At 59.6% G+C, this 16262-nt stretch carries 16 protein-coding genes and 1 tRNA gene; 4 read left to right on the top strand and 13 right to left on the bottom strand.

Annotated features, from left to right (window positions below):
- The 7 genes from fdhF to HF682_RS05320 all read right to left on the bottom strand — a co-directional run bounded on the left by fdhF (position 1) and on the right by HF682_RS05320 (position 7548).
- Positions 1 to 2862, bottom strand: a complete 2862-nt coding sequence (gene fdhF / locus HF682_RS05290) for a formate dehydrogenase subunit alpha (protein WP_168876176.1) — start codon at positions 2860 to 2862, stop codon at positions 1 to 3.
- Entirely contained in the window at positions 2859 to 4412 is a 1554-nt protein-coding gene (locus HF682_RS05295) for an NADH-ubiquinone oxidoreductase-F iron-sulfur binding region domain-containing protein (protein ID WP_168876177.1), read from the bottom strand. Before HF682_RS05295 ends, fdhF begins: the two co-directional genes overlap by 4 nt.
- Positions 4409 to 4876, bottom strand: coding sequence for an NAD(P)H-dependent oxidoreductase subunit E (locus HF682_RS05300; protein ID WP_168876178.1), 468 nt, complete (start codon positions 4874 to 4876; stop codon positions 4409 to 4411). Before HF682_RS05300 ends, HF682_RS05295 begins: the two co-directional genes overlap by 4 nt.
- A 211-nt stretch (positions 4877 to 5087) precedes the next feature.
- A complete protein-coding gene (locus HF682_RS05305; RefSeq protein ID WP_168876179.1) occupies positions 5088 to 5612 on the bottom strand; it encodes a hypothetical protein in 525 nt (174 codons plus the stop codon).
- An 84-nt stretch (positions 5613 to 5696) separates the two neighbouring features.
- Positions 5697 to 6032: a cupin domain-containing protein gene (locus HF682_RS05310; RefSeq protein ID WP_168876180.1), complete on the bottom strand. Its 336-nt coding sequence runs from the start codon at positions 6030 to 6032 to the stop codon at positions 5697 to 5699.
- A gap of 162 nt (positions 6033 to 6194) precedes the next feature.
- On the bottom strand, positions 6195 to 6689 hold the full coding sequence (gene ybiA / locus HF682_RS05315; RefSeq protein ID WP_168876181.1) for a riboflavin biosynthesis intermediates N-glycosidase: 495 nt from the start codon (positions 6687 to 6689) through the stop codon (positions 6195 to 6197).
- Positions 6690 to 6693: 4 nt separating this feature from the next.
- Positions 6694 to 7548 carry a TIGR02452 family protein gene (locus HF682_RS05320; RefSeq protein ID WP_168876182.1) on the bottom strand — a complete coding sequence of 285 codons (855 nt, stop codon included), beginning with the start codon at positions 7546 to 7548 and terminating at the stop codon, positions 6694 to 6696.
- A gap of 145 nt (positions 7549 to 7693) precedes the next feature.
- Here HF682_RS05320 and HF682_RS05325 point away from each other — a divergent pair, with 145 nt between their 5' ends.
- A complete protein-coding gene (locus HF682_RS05325) occupies positions 7694 to 8455 on the top strand; it encodes an NUDIX hydrolase (protein WP_168876183.1) in 762 nt (253 codons plus the stop codon).
- 25 nt (positions 8456 to 8480) lie between these two features.
- On the opposite strand, the gene betA is transcribed toward HF682_RS05325, so the two are convergent.
- Together betA and betB are read right to left on the bottom strand one after the other, a co-directional pair.
- Positions 8481 to 10142: a choline dehydrogenase gene (gene betA, locus HF682_RS05330; RefSeq protein ID WP_168876184.1), complete on the bottom strand. Its 1662-nt coding sequence runs from the start codon at positions 10140 to 10142 to the stop codon at positions 8481 to 8483.
- 62 nt (positions 10143 to 10204) lie between these two features.
- Entirely contained in the window at positions 10205 to 11665 is a 1461-nt protein-coding gene (gene betB, locus HF682_RS05335; RefSeq protein ID WP_308418696.1) for a betaine-aldehyde dehydrogenase, read from the bottom strand.
- Between the two features lie 228 nt (positions 11666 to 11893).
- Here betB and HF682_RS05340 point away from each other — a divergent pair.
- From HF682_RS05340 to HF682_RS05350, 3 genes are all read left to right on the top strand, one after another.
- Positions 11894 to 11980 (top strand) — tRNA-Leu (locus tag HF682_RS05340).
- 160 nt (positions 11981 to 12140) lie between these two features.
- Positions 12141 to 13184, top strand: a complete 1044-nt coding sequence (locus tag HF682_RS05345) for an acyltransferase family protein (protein WP_168876186.1) — start codon at positions 12141 to 12143, stop codon at positions 13182 to 13184.
- 211 nt (positions 13185 to 13395) lie between these two features.
- Positions 13396 to 14199, top strand: coding sequence for a hypothetical protein (locus HF682_RS05350; protein ID WP_168876187.1), 804 nt, complete (start codon positions 13396 to 13398; stop codon positions 14197 to 14199).
- A 241-nt stretch (positions 14200 to 14440) separates the two neighbouring features.
- Here HF682_RS05350 and moaC read toward each other — a convergent pair whose 3' ends face one another.
- Genes moaC through moaD form a run of 4 tightly spaced genes read right to left on the bottom strand, consistent with a single transcriptional unit; the run spans position 14441 to position 16240 of the window.
- Positions 14441 to 14917, bottom strand: a complete 477-nt coding sequence (gene moaC, locus HF682_RS05355) for a cyclic pyranopterin monophosphate synthase MoaC (RefSeq protein WP_168876188.1) — start codon at positions 14915 to 14917, stop codon at positions 14441 to 14443.
- Positions 14914 to 15516, bottom strand: coding sequence for a molybdenum cofactor guanylyltransferase MobA (mobA, locus tag HF682_RS05360; protein WP_168876189.1), 603 nt, complete (start codon positions 15514 to 15516; stop codon positions 14914 to 14916). The genes moaC and mobA overlap by 4 nt, the downstream gene beginning before the upstream one ends.
- Positions 15513 to 15977, bottom strand: a complete 465-nt coding sequence (gene moaE, locus HF682_RS05365) for a molybdopterin synthase catalytic subunit MoaE (RefSeq protein WP_168876190.1) — start codon at positions 15975 to 15977, stop codon at positions 15513 to 15515. Before moaE ends, mobA begins: the two co-directional genes overlap by 4 nt.
- A 2-nt stretch (positions 15978 to 15979) precedes the next feature.
- Positions 15980 to 16240, bottom strand: coding sequence for a molybdopterin converting factor subunit 1 (gene moaD, locus HF682_RS05370; RefSeq protein WP_168876191.1), 261 nt, complete (start codon positions 16238 to 16240; stop codon positions 15980 to 15982).
- Positions 16241 to 16262 lie beyond the last annotated feature (22 nt).

Raw genomic sequence — 16262 nt, forward strand, 5'->3', positions numbered from 1 at the left:
TCAACGTCCAGGCTCGGTGACCGCCTTGCGCCGCCCTTTCAGCAGCGCTTGCTGCTGCTGGGTAAAGCTGCGGTGGCGCTGCTGCCATTCCGACGGTTGGGTGACTTTCACCACCTGCACCGCCGTGACCTTGTATTCCGGGCAGTTGGTGGCCCAGTCGGAGTTATCGGTGGTGATGACGTTGGCCCCGGACTCCGGGAAATGGAAGGTGGTGTACACCACCCCCGGCTGCACCCGCTCGGTGAGCGTGGCACGCAGCACGGTTTCCCCGGCGCGGCTGTGGATGCCCACCCAGTCACCCTCGGCAATGCCGCGGTCCTCGGCATCGCTCGGGTGCAGCTCCAGCCGGTCTTCATCGTGCCAGGCCACATTGGCGGTGCGCCGCGTCTGCGCGCCGACGTTGTACTGGCTGAGGATACGCCCGGTGGTCAGCAACAGCGGAAAGCGGCTGTTGACCTTCTCGTCGGTCGCCACGTAGCGGGTGAGCATGAAGCGGCCCTTGCCACGCACGAACTGGTTCAGGTGCATGGTTGGCGTGCCATCCGGGGCGTCGTCATTGCACGGCCACTGCAGCGAGCCCTTCTCTTCCAGCCGGGCGTAGGACACACCGTGGAAGGTCGGCGTCAGCCGGGCGATCTCGTCCATGATCTCGGACGGATGGCGATAATCCATGCGGTAACCCAGCGCCTCGGCCAAGGCCACGGTCACTTCCCAGTCCGCCTTGCCAGCCAGCGGCGGCATCACCTTGCGCACGCGGGAGATACGCCGCTCGGCATTGGTGAAGGTGCCATCCTTCTCGAGAAAGGAGCTGCCGGGCAGGAACACATGGGCGTACTGCGCGGTTTCATTGAGGAAGATGTCCTGCACCACCACGCATTCCATGGCCGAGAGCGCCGCGGCGACGTGCTGGGTATTCGGATCGCTCTGCGCGATGTCCTCACCCTGGCAATACAGGCCCTTGAAGCTGCCATCCAGCGCGGCTTCAAACATGTTCGGGATGCGCAGGCCGGGTTCGTTTTGCAGCGACACGCCCCAGGCAGATTCAAACAGGTTGCGGGTGGCATCGTCCGACACATGGCGGTAGCCCGGCAGCTCGTGCGGGAAGGAGCCCATGTCGCAGGAGCCCTGCACATTGTTCTGCCCGCGCAGCGGGTTCACGCCCACGCCCTCGCGCCCGATATTGCCGGTGGCCATCGCGAGGTTGGCAATGGCCATCACTGCGGTAGAGCCCTGGCTGTGCTCGGTCACACCCAGCCCGTAATAGATGGCACCATTACCTTGCGTGGCGTACAACCGGGCGGCGGCACGCACGTCTGCCGCCGGGACGCCGGTTACCGCTTCCATCGCCTCCGGTGAGCACTCGACTTGCGCCACAAAATCGCGCCACTTGCCGAATGCTGCGTCGTCGCAACGTTCGGCAATAAAGGATTCCGCCAGCAGGTTTTCGCTGACGATGACGTGCGCCAAGGCATTGAGCATCGCCACATTGGTGCCGGGGCGCAGCGGCAGATGATGCACCGCGCGGGCGTGGGGTGAATCCACCAGATCAATCCGGCGCGGGTCAATCACGATCAGCTTGGCCCCTTGCCGCAGGCGGCGCTTCAGCCGCGAGGCAAATACCGGATGGCCGTCGGTCGGGTTGGCACCGATCACGATCACCACATCGGTGTGCATCACCGAGTCGAAATTCTGGGTGCCCGCCGATTCGCCCAGCGTCTGCTTCAGGCCATAACCGGTGGGGGAATGGCAAACGCGGGCACAGGTGTCGACGTTATTGTTGCCAAAAGCCGCACGGATCAGCTTTTGCACCAGGTAGGTTTCTTCGTTGGTGCAACGGCTGGAGGTAATGCCACCAATCGCATCCCGCCCATATTGGGTCTGCAGGCGGCGGAATTCGGAGGCAGCGTACTGCAGCGCCTCCTCCCAGCTCACTTCCTGCCATGGGTCGGTGATCTTCTTGCGGATCATCGGCTTGGTAATGCGGTCCGGGTGAGTGGCATAGCCCCAGGCAAACCGCCCCTTGACGCAGGCATGGCCGCGGTTGGCCGGGCCTTCCTTGGCCGGCACCATGCGCACCACCTTGTTGCCCTTCATTTCGGCACGGAAGGAGCAGCCCACGCCGCAATAGGCGCAGGTAGTGGTCACCGAGCGCTCCGGCTGGCCCCACTGGATCACGCTCTTCTCGGTCAGCGTTGCAGTCGGGCAGGCTTGTACACAGGCCCCGCAGGAAACGCACTCAGAATCAAGAAAGTCCTTGCCGCCTGCTGCCGCCACCCGCGATTCAAACCCGCGCCCCTCAATGGTCAACGCAAAGGTGCCCTGCACTTCTTCGCAAGCCCGCACGCAGCGGTTGCAGACAATGCACTTGGCCGGGTCGTAATCAAAGTAGGGGTTGGAGGTGTCTTTCTGGTCCTGCAGGTGGTTGGCGCCCTCCAGCCCGTAGCGGACTTCGCGCAGACCGACCTGACCAGCCACGTCCTGTAGCTCACAGTTGCCGTTAGACGCACAGGTGAGGCAATCCAGCGGGTGATCGGAAATGTACAGCTCCATCACCCCGCGCCGCAGATCCGCCAGTTTGTCGCTCTGCGTGCGCACCACCATACCGGCCTCAACCGGCGTGGTACAGGAGGCCGGGTAGCCGCGCCGCCCCTCGATCTCCACCAGACACATGCGACAAGAGCCAAACGACTGCAGGCTGTCAGTCGCACACAGCTTGGGGATGCTGCCGCCTGCCTCGCTGGCCGCCCGCATGATGGAGGTGCCTGCTGGTACGGTAACCGCCTGGCCGTCGATGGTCAGCGTCACCTGCTGGTCGGACTGCACCGCCGGGGTGCCGAAATCGGTTTCAAACTTTGAAGTCATGGCTGAGCCTCCTCCGGCGTCAGGCCGAAATCCTGCGGGAAATGGCGCAAGGCGCTCTGCACCGGGTACGGGGTCATCCCGCCCAGCGCACACAGCGAGCCGTGCAGCAAGGTGTCGCACAGGTCATGCAACAAGGCCACATTGGCGTGGGTATCCTGCTTGTGCAGGATACGGTCAATCACTTCCACGCCACGGGTCGAGCCAATACGGCAGGGTGTGCACTTGCCACAGGATTCTTCGGCACAGAAGGCCATGGCAAAGCGGGCCATCTGGCCGAGGTTGACGCTATCGTCCGCCACCACCACGCCACCGTGCCCCAGCATGGCTTGCCGTGCGGCAAAGGCCTCATAATCCAGCGGCAGGTCAAAATCACTGAGTGGCACCCACGCCCCCAGCGGACCACCCACCTGCGCGGCCTTGACCGGGCGACCGCTACGGGTCCCCCCGCCCAGCTCGTTGACCAGCTCATGCAACGTCGGGCCAAAAGCCAGCTCATACAAACCGCCAAATCGCACATTGCCTGCCAGCTGGAACGGCAGGGTGCCACGTGAGCGCCCCATGCCCATCGCCTGGTAAGTGGCTGCGCCGTCGGCCAGAATACCCGGCACCGCGGCAAAGCTCAGGACATTGTGCACCAGGGTCGGCTGACCAAACAGGCCGGCCAGCGCCGGGATCGGTGGCTTGGCCCTTACCGTGCCCCGCTTGCCTTCGATCGACTCCAGCATGGCGGTTTCTTCGCCACAGATATAGGCACCGGCGCCGACCCGAACTTCAAGGTGGAAGGTCTGCCCGCTGGCATCCTCTCCCAGCCAGCCCGCGGCTTCGGCGGCGGCAATCGCTGCGCGCAGGGTCGCCACCGCCTGCGGGTACTCAGAGCGGACGTAGATATAACCCTGTGTGGCCCCCACCGCCAGTGCGGCGATCTTCATGCCCTCGATCAGCAGTAGCGGATCACCTTCCATCACCATGCGGTCGGCAAAGGTGCCGGAATCGCCTTCGTCGGCATTGCAGACCACATACTTGCTGGCCGACTGCGCCTGCTGCACAGTACGCCACTTGATGCCCGCCGGGAAGGCGGCACCGCCGCGCCCGCGCAGGCCGGATTGCAGCACCTCTTCCACCACCGCAGCCGCGCTCAGGGTACGGGCGCGTTGCAGACCACGGCCACCGCCATGCGCCTGATAATCGTCCAGCGACACGGGGCGGGTGAGGCCCGCGCGGGAAAAAATCTGCCGCTGTTGCCGTTTAAGCTGGGGAATCTCTGCCACCGGGCCGATGGCCTTGGGGTGCATGGGTGCGCCCGCTGCCAGCAGCGCGGTCAACACACTATCCGCGTCTGCAGCCTGTACTGCGGCCAGGCCATGCCGTACGCCAGCCACCTCCACTTCCAGCAAAGGCTCCAGCCAGAACAGACCACGCGAACTGGTACGCCGCAGCTCCAGTGCAACACCACGCGTCGCAGCCGCAACCTGCAGGGCGTCCGCCACCGCATCTGCGCCCATCGCGACCACCACCGAATCCTGCGGCAGGTACAAAGTGAGTGCACTCATACACCCTCCCGACTGCTTGCCAGCAGTTGTGTCAGCCGCTCTGGTGTCACCTGCACATGCAATTGCCCATCCAGTTGCAATGCCGGTGAACAGGCGCATGCCCCCAGGCAATACACCAGGCGCACCTGCCATTGCCCGTCCGCCGTTTCGCCTTCGCGGATACCCAGTTGCTGCCCGGCGAGCGCTGACAGTGCCTCAGCCCCCGCCACCTGACAGGATTCCGCCATGCACACCCGCAAGCTATGCGCCGCAGGCGGCTGGGTTCGGAAATCATGGTAGAAGCTGATCACCCCGACCACCTCGGCACGGCTCAGATTGAGTGCCTGCGACAGCTGCGGCACCACATCCTCGGGTACCCAGCCCAGTGCATCCTGAATGGCATGCAGTAATGGCAGCAAGGCGCCCGGCTGATGTTGCCAGGTCGCCAGCAGCGCTGCCACGACCTGCTGTTGTTGCTCGTTCATGTGTCATCCTGCAAGGAATGAGAAAGCTGCCGCTATGGCAGCATCATGCTGCACTGTGGCATTGCGCACGGTACAGAAGTTGACTGTGGCCGACAAACGCTGGCGCAAATCAGACATGCCGCGCGAATGCTCACATTGTAGGCTTAAGAGCAGCCAAAGTGCAGACCGGTCACACCGCAGCAGGTCGCTCGGCAGGTCGTTGCAAACCGGATCAGCGCGGGCGGAACCAGGTGGCGAGCTGCTGCACGCGGCGCAGCAGCCCCTTCCAGAGACGGACTTCCAGCCACAGCAGCTTGGCCAGTCCCGGCGGCAAATCATACTGCTGCAGTTTGCGGTGCGCCTCTTGCTCATCGGGCTGGCGGAACAGCAGTCTGTAGAGCCCCAGCAGTAGCATCAACTCCGCCACGAACACACCGATCTCCAGCACGATGAACAGTAGCTCGCCCACCACGCCCGCCGGCGTCAACATCCGCAGCAGATCACGCTCTGCCGCCGGTATCAGCAGGAACGCCAGCCAGAAGCCGAGCATGCTCCACGCTGCCAGCCGCAAACCTCCGCGGCTCCCCTTGGGGTGATAGCAAGCGTAATACGCGAGCGGCAGCAGCAACATCAGATCCACCAGTACTGCCAGCTCCAGCCAACGGTCCACCGGGCCACTACGGACAACCCACCACTCGGTACCCAGCAGCAACAATGCGCCGGGCCAGAACCAATGCTGACGGAGAACGGTGTACATGATCCCTCCCCTGTGTGCGTGGCTCGCCGGGTTTACCCCGGCGCATCACTGCAGCAGCCCCATACGCCTCCGGTTCCCCCCGCGTCAAACGGCTGTGGTGCCTTGCTCAGCTGTCAGCGGCGGCTCCATCAGCAGGAAATACGCTTCCTCGCCCTCGGCTACCACCGGGCGATGCTCCACCCCGCGCGGAATCACATACAGGTCCCCGGCCTCCAGCGCCACCTGCTGATCACGCATCTCCAGCACCAGCCGCCCCTTCAGCACCAAAAACAGATCATCGGTATGCTCGTGCTTATGCCAGGGATACGAACCTTCCCCCTTGCCCACCATCACTTCCAGCCCGTTGTAACGCGCTGCCAGCACCGGTTGCCACGGTGCGGTACAGCCGGAAAACAAGGAAGTGAGATTAACCGCTGACATCGACAGACTCCAATCATGAATGGATCAAATAGCTTGCCGCCTTTTGCCTTAAGACAGGCCAAAGACAGCTACATTGACGATGTGATCGTTGTGAGCACCAAGGCTTGCGCCCATCATCAACGCTATCGTTCCAGCCGTACCTAACCCAATGGCCTCTCCCGCTCAATCTTCGACCCGCAATACATCCCTCACCCGCATCAGCGTCTGCCCTAACAGATTCAAGCCACGCCAGTGCCGGGGCTGTTGGGCGAGCGGATTATCCGGCGCCAGGCCAATCCCCCAGATGCGATCATAGGGACTGGCCTCTACCAGCTGTCGATCGCCGCTGGCCAGCATCTCCACTTGCAGTTGTGGATTGCTGCGGAATTTGGCGAGGCAGACTTCAAACACCAGCTGCTCACGCTGGGCGGTCCATACGCGCTCATCAAAACCTTCGACCTTGCGCCCCAGGTCGCGCACGGTGCGAGGGTCCTGATTATCCAGAATACGCTGCATGATGGCCTGATCACCGAACAGCCGGGCCTTCTGATACATCATGCCCGCCTCACCGTTGCGGAAAGTCTGGCCATGCAGCTCAAAAACCGAGGGCTGGTACCAGTTGGAAAAGATGCTGTCTGCTTGCCAAAACAGCAGCATGGTCTTGGTTTTAACTTCCATAACATCATTCATCCATATGGTGTTGCCCGCCAAACTGTTGGGCAAAGGCGGTATAGGTCCCGTTATTCCTGCGATCCAGCACAGCAAACTCAATATGCTTGAACCGCCCGGCGTAGTCACCCTGCCCCAGCAACGCTTCGGCAAACCAGCGCGCCATGTCTGCAGGCGCATTTCCGAATACGCCACACCCCCATGCGCCCAGCACCAGGGTGTCATGCTGATGGTGCAGTGCCAAAGCGAATAGCTTACGGATTCGCAAACGCATGATATCTTCCAGCTCGGCTACACGCCGCGGCTCATGCTGCAGGACAGCGCCACGATTGACCGCCGGGGCGGTGACCATGCTGACCAGATAGTACTGCTCCAGGCAGGCATAACTGTCATCCCGGAACACTGGCACATCCGGGGAATAGATCATGTCGTCCAGGTAAGCACAGAAACGCTGCTGCCGGTTAGCTTCATAGAACGCTTTTTGTGCCAGCAGGCAAGGGTACAACCCGGATGACTTGGCAAGATTCTCTTCCTGCGCCTCCGCCCCTCCCAGGAATCCGCCGCCGGGATTACGAGCCGACGCAAAATTCAGGCAAAGCACACGGTGATGACCGGCGTGCAACAGTCGGCGTGCTGCCGCCAGGGTCGATTCATTGTGAACCCCTATCACAGTCGGCTCTGTTCCTACCCCCAACTGCCGGTGATGCAGCTGGGCCAGCTCAGCTGAACGGTAGTGTTGAGTATGCATCCTTGCGGCATCCTGCGCTTCCGCAAGGTCGACCATCTGGCCATGACTATTGTGGTAGCAACCTTGCTCAAGGATTTCCAGGGTATGTTGGGCGATTCGAGCCCGATTTTCGCGATTCATGTTTTTGCTCTTTTTTGTCTTTAGTTTTGGTCGTGCGTCTACTCTACAATCACTTAGTTGACAATGTCAACTAAGTTAGTTGATTATTGACAATAAGAGCATATCCTGCACAAAATCCCACCATCCCCACCCTGAAATCACCACCATGCCCCGCATTCCTTCTGCAGAAGAAGCCGACTTCCTGCGGCGCTACTCTATCCATGACTTTGATGTCCCACTCACCACGGTGGATCTTGTGATCTTCACCTTGCGGCAGGAGCGTCTACAGGTACTGTTGGTACGCCGCAGTGATCACCCCTATAAGGGTGAGTGGGCGCTGCCGGGCGGCTTCATTGATGTCCGCCAGGATGTTGATCTTGAAGCAACCGCACGCCGCAAACTGCAGGAAAAGACTGGTGTGGTGACCCCCTATCTGGAGCAGCTACAGGCATTCGGTGGTCCGCAGCGAGACCCAAGAGGATGGTCCGTAACCCTGGCCTACTACGCCCTGCTGTCGGCAGACAGTCTGCAGCACACCAACACAGAGGGCGCCGACGATAGCGACTGGCTTGATCTAGAAGGAGAAGGCGTACCATACGAACTGGCTTTCGACCACGCGCAGATTTTGCGCTGTGCCGTGCAGCGCTTGCGCAGCAAGGTGGCGTACAGTTCGCTGCTGGTACATCTGGTGCCTGTGGAGTTCACCCTCTCGGAGTTGCAGCGTGTGCATGAGCAGGTTCTGAACCGGAGCATCGACAAGAGCGCCTTTCGCAAGCGCATCCGTGATGGCGATTTTCTGGAAGAAGTCCCAGGCAAGATGCGCCATGGCAGTAATCGCCCGGCGCAACTGTATCGGCTGCGGCCCGAGTTAGGCACGCACTACTACCCTCGTTTACTGGGCGGACGAGAGCCGAATCCGGTAGCCTGAGGAATCAAGCAGGCTACCGGGGCACTCAGCGCTGCTGTGTCTGCCAGTGGGGATGGACCCACACCGGGGCGTCGCTGGCGGGGAGTGGGGTGCGGCCGCGGATCAGGTCGGCCATTTTCTCGGCCATCATGATGGTGGGGGCGTTGAGGTTGCCGCTGACCACGTCCGGCATGATGGAGGCGTCCACCACCCGCAGATTCTGCAGGCCGTGCACCCGGCCGTAGCCGTCCACCACCGCCATTTCGTCGTTGCCCATCGCGCAGGTGCAGGAGGGGTGCAGCGCGCTCTCGGCCTTGTCCCGCACGAAGGCGTCGATCTCTTCGTCGGTTTGCGCGGCTTTGCCGGGGGCCAGCTCTTCGCCGCGGAAGGGGTCAAACGCCCGCTGCGCCATGATCTCGCGGGTCAGGCGGATGCCGTTGCGCATTTCCTTACGGTCCTGCTCGGTCTGCATATAGTTGAACAGGATGCGTGGCTTGTCGCGCGGGTCTGCCGTCTTCAGCTTCACATAGCCACGGCTGGTCGGACGCATCGGGCCGATATGGGCCTGATAACCATGTTCGGTTGCGGCGCTCTTGCCGTCGTAGCTCACCGCCATTGGCAGAAAGTGATACTGCAGGTCCGGATGCAGTACGCCGGGCTCAGAACGGATGAAACCGCCCGACTCAAAGTGGTTGGTGCCGCCGAGGCCGCCACCAGTCAGCAGCCACTGCACGCCGATCTTCAGCATGGCCAGCGGATTTTGCGCGCTGTAGAGGGTGATGGGCTGCTTACAGGCGTACTGCACATAGGCTTCGATGTGGTCCTGCAGGTTATTGCCCACGCCCGGCAGGTCGTGCACCACCGGAATACCCAGCTTTTTCAAATCCTCTGCCGGGCCGACGCCGGACAGCAGCAGCGTTTGCGGCGAATTGATGGCACCGCCGCTGAGGATCACCTCACGCTCAGCGTGAACGCGATGCAGCGTGCCGCGCTGGCTGTACTCCACGCCAATGGCACGCTTGCCGTCAAACAGGATGCGCGTCACCAGCGCGCGTGATTCCACCTGCAACTGCTGCGGGCGCTGCTTGAGTGCAGGCCGCAGGTAGGCCATGGCGGTGCTCCAGCGCCGACCTTTGTGCACGGTCATGTCCATCGGTCCCAGCCCTTCCTGCTGGTAGCCGTTCATGTCTGCCGTATAGGGGTAACCGGCCTGCTTGCCCGCCTCGATGAAGGCGTTGTACAGCGGGTTCGTACACGGCCCGGTACTGACGTTGAGCGGACCGCTGTCACCCCGGTAAGCGTCACCACCTTTTTGCCGGGTTTCGGCCTTGCGGAAATACGGCAGGCAGTGGGCGTAAGACCAGTGCTCCAGACCAGGCCGCTTGGCCCAGCCATCATAGTCAAAGGCATGACCACGGATATAGACCATGCCGTTGATCGAGGAGGAACCGCCCAGCACGCGCCCGCGCGGGCAGTACATGCGACGGTTGTCCATCCACGGCTCAGGTTCGGACTCGTAGTACCAGTTGTATTTGTCATCCTTCAGCGGCCAGGCAAAGGCCGACGGCATGTGAATGAAGATGCTGTAATCACGCGGCCCGGCTTCCAGCAGCAGTACGCGTACATCGGCATCCTCGGTCAACCGGTTGGCCAGCACACAGCCAGCCGAGCCCGCGCCGACGATGATGTAGTCAAACCCCTTGCCCATGTTTCCCCCTGTCATTCAATCTGCCGCCCCTGGCCTGCGTTTCTCGGAACCTGCTGCGCAGCTCACTCGTAGGGGCAGTACACTTCACCCATTTCGACGTACACCGTCTTGAGCTGGGTGTAATAGTCCATCGCCACCAGCCCGTTTTCGTGGCCAATGCCGGATTCCTTGAAGCCGCCAAACGGTACTTCGATCGGGGTGATGTTGTAGTTGTTGATCCAGCACACCCCGGCCTGCAGCTGGCCGATCACCCGGTGCGCCCGCGCCAGGTCACGGGTGAACACGCCACCAGCCAGTGCCATGCGGGTATCGTTGGCGCGGGCAATCACCTCGGCTTCGTCACGGAAACTGAGCACCGACATCACCGGCCCGAAGATTTCTTCGCGCACAATGCTCATGTCGTCGCGGCAATCGGCAAACACGGCGGGCTCCACAAAGGTGCCACCAGGGCAACCGGCCACCTCGACCCGACGCCCCCCGATCAGCAGCGAGGCGCCCTCCTGCTGACCACGCTCAACCCAGTTCAGCACCGAATCGGCATGCTGACGCGAAATCAGCGCGCCCACTTGCGTATCCGGGTGCATCGGGTCGCCAATCTTCAGCTTGCGGGTGCGTTCCACCAGCTGGGCGAGAAAAGCCTCGCGAATGTCCTCATGTACAAACACCCGGGTACCGTTGGTGCAAATCTCGCCCTGGGTATAGAAATTGGCCAGCATGGCAGCGGACACCGCTTGTCGCAGATCGGCATCCGGGAAAATGATCAGCGGCGACTTGCCGCCCAGCTCCATGGTCACCCGCTTCAGCGTGCGCGCCGCATCCGCCATGATGGCCTTGCCGGTTTCCACCGAACCGGTGAGCGATACCTTGGCGATGTCCGGGCTGGCAATCAGCTTGCGTGCCACGTCCGACGTACCCTGCATCACGTTGAACACCCCGTCCGGCACCCCCGCCTCGGAGTAGATTTCCGCCAGCTTGGCGGCGGACATCGGCGTCAGGCTCGCCGGTTTGTAGATCATGGCATTGCCTGCCGCCAGCGCCGGGGCTGATTTCCAGCAGGCAATCTGGATCGGGTAATTCCACGCGCCAATGCCCAGGCACACCCCCAGCGGCTCGCGGCGGGTATAGGCAAACGCGTTTTTCAACTGGTGGTGATGGCCATGCAGGCTAGCGGCCAGGCCGGCAAAGTACTCCACGCAGTCGGCACCCGAGAGCACATCCACCGCAATCGCTTCCTGAATCGGCTTGCCGTTGTCGCGCACTTCCAGCTCGGCCAGCTCCTGATTGCGCTCACGCAGCAGGCGTGCCGCCTTGTTGAGGATGCGGCCACGCTCGGCACCCGTCATGGCCGACCACTCGGCAAAACCCTGCTTGGCGGTTTGCAACGCCAGAGCCACCTCGGCATCGCCCGCCTTCTCCACGCGGCACAGCAGCTCGCCCGTTGCCGGATTCAGGTTATCGGACAGCACCGGATTGGCACTCTCCACATAACGCCCCCCGATGTAACTCCGCAAAATCGCATCCACAAGCACTTCCTTTCCAGTTTACGAGCGGCTTCACGCCAGCCCCCGCAGCGTGCCCCATTTGAAAGCAGCCACCGCAAAACCGGCTGCACGTTTGCGACACAAAGCATGCTGCGAACGACATGCCCAAACCCTCATTATAAGAGGCTCACCGCCAGATGACGCCCCCGCCCGCCTCTGCTACAATCCGCCCTCTGCCTCGCAGGCCTAGCACAGCCGCCTGCCCTCGCCGCCCGGATGGTGAAACTGGTAGACACAAGGGACTTAAAATCCCTCGACCGAAAGGTTGTGCCGGTTCGATTCCGGCTCCGGGCACCAGTCTCTCCCCACCACACGATTGCCATGCCTATAATGGCCAGTCTGACTTACACAGCAGGCAGCCCCCACATCGAGCCCCAATCTCAGCAGGTAATGCATTTTTCACGGACACTATTACACAGTGCCACGGCTAAAATGCATTGCCAACCACAATCTTCCCATGAAAAATATTGAATCTCGCATTCCATTGCTAGACCTTCTTAGATCACTTGCAATCGCCTTGGTATTGGCAGTTCATTTTGGCGAATCATTAATGCCAGGTGGCTCTGTGGGTGTTTCTGTATTTTTTTGTCTCAGTGGATTCTTGATAACTCAGACACTGCAGGATAGGAAAATAGGAAACCGTGAATTCTTAGTTCGTCGTTTTTTTAGAATTTATCCGGCATACTTATTTGTCGTGGCTATGTATGTTACGATATTCTACATTTCTGATCAGCAAAAATTTAATGAAATTCTCCAAAAATTACCACTAATCATTTTGACAACTGACGTATCTTGGGTTGCGCTTGGTTTAGGTGTATTGTGGACATTGCAGATAGAGGCTTTCTTTTACCTACTTGCACCATTAATTTTTCGTTTAATTCCAGTCACACTGCAAGTGGCTGCATTGTTTATTTTAATAGCAGTGTCCTTTCTATTAAAAACCGGCGAATTAAAAGGATGGCTTTCAAATTCATTCATTCAAAATGCAGCAGGGTTTTCATTTGTGAAAATGTTTTTTTGGGCTGATAATCTACTTTACGGATCACTTGCGGCATTTGTCACAAGAGCCCTCAACAGGAGAAATTACTCCATTAACAATAAAATCGGATTTGCACTGCCGATACTGTTATTTACAATAATAATCATTATTGCCAAAGCATGGCCTAGCAACAATATCTACTGGCCTTTTCAATCGTCACTTGTTAGTGCACTTACCGCTGTTATTATAGTCCTAGGGCTTGAGAACACATTGTTAAATAACTGCATACCAAGACTTTTCTCCACCATCTCCTTACTTACATACGCCCTATATCTTACACACTCGTTTTTAATTGATTTCTATTTTATTATTCACGATAGAGTGGCAATACAAAAATTCGCCATTCGGTTTCCGTTGCAAGTTTTTTTCACTTGCATAATTGCCGCTGCTGTTTTTGCATTTGTGGAGCGACCAGGCGTCGCGCTCGGAAAGCGCTTACTAGGCAAGCGCAAGGGTCAGTGAAGAGATAATACAATGGGGACCCCTATCATATCATGCATCCCGAACCCATTCATTCATCAGATCAATGGGCCAGTTATGCATTTATGAGTTGAACGCGGGGTAGGCATCCTTTCCCCGCAGATGATGCATAATGCATATACTTATTGCAGGAATCGATTCATAAACGGACCCAGCGGGTTCGCGGAATAACGCTCAGATTTGGGAGAAACGCATGTCGTATGAAATTTCGCAACTGCTGCTCAAGTGCGATGCAAACGATTTTTCTGTATTGATTTCGCAAATCAACAGCTATGTCAATTTCTCATCGGACTCTGAGTTGAACGAATTGCTAGCTGCGTATAAAAAGAACGCGACTGAAGACTCAAAGTCCACACTGGCAAAGGCTGTTGAACGAGAAATTCGCTACCTCGGTAGCTCCGATATTGCATATGCCTTCCGCAAGATGAAAGGTGATAATGATCCTGCAGGGGTAAGCATTCATGAAATCATTGATGATGTCAGCAAGAAATTGAAAGTAAAGCAGAAGCTATTGGGCACCCCAGAGGCTAAGGTCGAGCGCTTGGTAAAGTGGACTGTCGAAAAAACCTTTTTCGCATTGAATGCGGAAAAGCAGTGGGAGCTATTCGAAAAGACTGGGGTGGGAAAAAGACAGCAAGGTGAGTTCTTTGAAAAGATCAAAAAAAACAAGGCACACTTCCTGCCGTTGTTGTTGTCTTTGCTCGGGCATGAAATAACCGCCAAGATTGTTCAAGGACTAGCTATCACAGCCATGGCGGCTTTTATGGGGCGAAAGGCTGCTGAAGAATTATTCAAAAATCTCGCCACTAGGTTTCCATGGTGGGCAGAGTCGCTAGGACCGATCGTTTGGGGTCTAAGCTTGGGATGGCTCGCCATTGACTTGCAAGGAGCCGCAAATAGAAAAACCATTCCAGTTCTCCTATATTTGGGAATCGTTGGCCTACGAGACGGTCCAGAAGACGGTGAGGCCTTCTGGAATGAACCGGCGCAAATCTAACATGTAGAAGTTCAGACTTGATCTGACAGTCGACCCGTTTTGACGATGCCCGACTGTCAGATCAGTTCAGATTGTCCGCCTTCACCTCCCTGAAGCGTTTAACCGCCATCAGCGTTTGCTGCGGCGCGCGACCACAACGCATCTTCCCTTGGCAGCGGTGACGGCCCGATGGTCCCCCGCAATCCGCAAGCCCTTTAGGTATGCAGCAGATATTCAATTGAAACTACTACAAAAAATATGTTTACCCCGCCACCCAATGCCCCGATTTGCCGCCCTGCTTTTCCAGCAGGCGGACATTGTGGATCACCATGCCACGGTCGACGGCTTTGCACATGTCGTAGATGGTGAGCAGGCCAACCTGCAGGGCGGTGAGGGCTTCCATTTCCACGCCGGTGCGGCCTACGGTCTCGGCTTGCACCGTGCAGCGCACGCCGGGCAGGCTGGGGTCCGGGGTGAAGTGGACGGTGACTTTGGTGAGCGGCAGCGGGTGGCATAGCGGGATGAGTTCGGCAGTGCGCTTGGCTCCTTGAATGGCGGCGATGCGGGCGATGCCGAGTACATCACCCTTGCTGGCTTCGCCTGCGGTGATGCGCGCCAGCGTGTCCGGCAGCATGTGGATTTCGCCTGCGGCGATGGCGATGCGGTGGGTTTCCTGCTTTGCGGAAACATCCACCATCCAGGCCTGGCCGCTGGGGTCGAAGTGGGTCAGTTCGCTCATGGGGTGTCCTGTTGCGGGGTGGCGGTGAGGCTATCCGGGGTATTGAGGTTGTCGAAAGCGTGGCGTTCGGTAAACTGCACGTGCCGGTGCGGTACGGCTTGCTGCCAGCGCCACAGTGCACGCTGGCCTTGCTGCCACTGCTGCTGCAGCACCGGCCAGCTGCGGCGGTGGGCGAGGCAGACGGTAGGCTGGCGGTGCAGCGTGTCACCGTCAACAAGAGTGGCAACGGTGAGGTCTACCCCATCACAGGCCTGCTGCAGGCGCCGCAGGGTGTCCGTGGGGAGGTTTGGGGTGTCGCAGGGCAGTATCCAGAGCCAGTCGGCCTTACTGGCAGCAAAGGCAGCGTCAATGCCGGCCAGTGGGCCGGGAAAATCCGCTGTGGCGTCTTGCAGCACCCCGGCGATGCCAGGCAGCGCGCGGTAGCGCTCCAGCTCGCGGTTGGCGGATATCCAGATGCGGCGCGGGGGCTGGCTTTGCCGCTGGACCACCGCCAACATGGCTTCGATCAGCGGCTGGCCGCGCCAGTGTACCCAGCCCTTGTCGACCCCGCCCATGCGCCGCCCGGCACCGCCGCACAGAATGAGGGCGTCGATGTTCATTGCCAGCGGTGCAGCGCCGATTCGTCGCTATCCCGCGCGTCGACCCACCAGGCTTCGCCGTTGGCGGATTGCTCCTTTTTCCAGAATGGGGCACGGGTCTTGAGGTAATCCATGATGAAGGCACTGGCGTCGAACGCGGCTTGCCGGTGGGCACTGGCAGCCAGCACCAGCACGATGCGGTCCAGTGGGGCCAGCGGGCCAATGCGGTGGATGATGCGCACCGCTTGCAGCGGCCAGCGTGCAGCAGCTTGCTCGGCGATGTGCTGCAGCGACTGCTCGGTCATGCCGGGATAGTGTTCCAGATACAAGCTGCTCAGCGCCTTGCCCTGCACCTGATCGCGCACCAGCCCGGTAAAGCTGACGATGGCACCAATCTCGCCATCGCCCGCGTGCAGTTCGCTCTGCTCTGCGTTGCAGTCAAAGTCCTCAGCCTGCACGCTGATGCGAATGCGGGTGACCATGCTTAACCCCCGGTCACCGGCGGGAACAGGGCAATCTCACCCTGCGCCGGTAGCGCGGCGCTGCCATCGGCCAGTACTTGATCTATGGCCACGCGGAACAGCTTCTGCCCGCTGAACTCGTCCTGCCACACGCCGCCCCGGCTAGCCAGCCACGCCACCAGATCGTTGACGGTAGCCACCGTATCCGGCAGCACTACACTTTCTTCTGCTCGCTGGAACTCTTCTCGCAGGCGGGCAAAGTACAATAGCTTCAGGGTTTTCATCTTGTCTTCCAGTCCGGCGCAA

This window comes from Leeia aquatica (assembly GCF_012641365.1).
Classification (GTDB): Bacteria; Pseudomonadota; Gammaproteobacteria; order Burkholderiales; family Leeiaceae; genus Leeia; species Leeia aquatica.

Bases quoted from the DNA above. Each gene is read 5' to 3' on its own strand.
- fdhF (WP_168876176.1), bottom strand. From the start codon at position 2,862: ATGACTTCAAAGTTTGAAACCGATTTCGGCACCCCGGCGGTGCAGTCC.
- HF682_RS05295 (WP_168876177.1), bottom strand. From the start codon at position 4,412: ATGAGTGCACTCACTTTGTACCTGCCGCAGGATTCGGTGGTGGTCGCG.
- HF682_RS05300 (WP_168876178.1), bottom strand. From the start codon at position 4,876: ATGAACGAGCAACAACAGCAGGTCGTGGCAGCGCTGCTGGCGACCTGG.
- HF682_RS05305 (WP_168876179.1), bottom strand. From the start codon at position 5,612: ATGTACACCGTTCTCCGTCAGCATTGGTTCTGGCCCGGCGCATTGTTG.
- HF682_RS05310 (WP_168876180.1), bottom strand. From the start codon at position 6,032: ATGTCAGCGGTTAATCTCACTTCCTTGTTTTCCGGCTGTACCGCACCG.
- ybiA (WP_168876181.1), bottom strand. From the start codon at position 6,689: ATGGAAGTTAAAACCAAGACCATGCTGCTGTTTTGGCAAGCAGACAGC.
- HF682_RS05320 (WP_168876182.1), bottom strand. From the start codon at position 7,548: ATGAATCGCGAAAATCGGGCTCGAATCGCCCAACATACCCTGGAAATC.
- HF682_RS05325 (WP_168876183.1), top strand. From the start codon at position 7,694: ATGCCCCGCATTCCTTCTGCAGAAGAAGCCGACTTCCTGCGGCGCTAC.
- betA (WP_168876184.1), bottom strand. From the start codon at position 10,142: ATGGGCAAGGGGTTTGACTACATCATCGTCGGCGCGGGCTCGGCTGGC.
- HF682_RS05345 (WP_168876186.1), top strand. From the start codon at position 12,141: ATGAAAAATATTGAATCTCGCATTCCATTGCTAGACCTTCTTAGATCA.
- HF682_RS05350 (WP_168876187.1), top strand. From the start codon at position 13,396: ATGTCGTATGAAATTTCGCAACTGCTGCTCAAGTGCGATGCAAACGAT.
- moaC (WP_168876188.1), bottom strand. From the start codon at position 14,917: ATGAGCGAACTGACCCACTTCGACCCCAGCGGCCAGGCCTGGATGGTG.
- mobA (WP_168876189.1), bottom strand. From the start codon at position 15,516: ATGAACATCGACGCCCTCATTCTGTGCGGCGGTGCCGGGCGGCGCATG.
- moaE (WP_168876190.1), bottom strand. From the start codon at position 15,977: ATGGTCACCCGCATTCGCATCAGCGTGCAGGCTGAGGACTTTGACTGC.
- moaD (WP_168876191.1), bottom strand. From the start codon at position 16,240: ATGAAAACCCTGAAGCTATTGTACTTTGCCCGCCTGCGAGAAGAGTTC.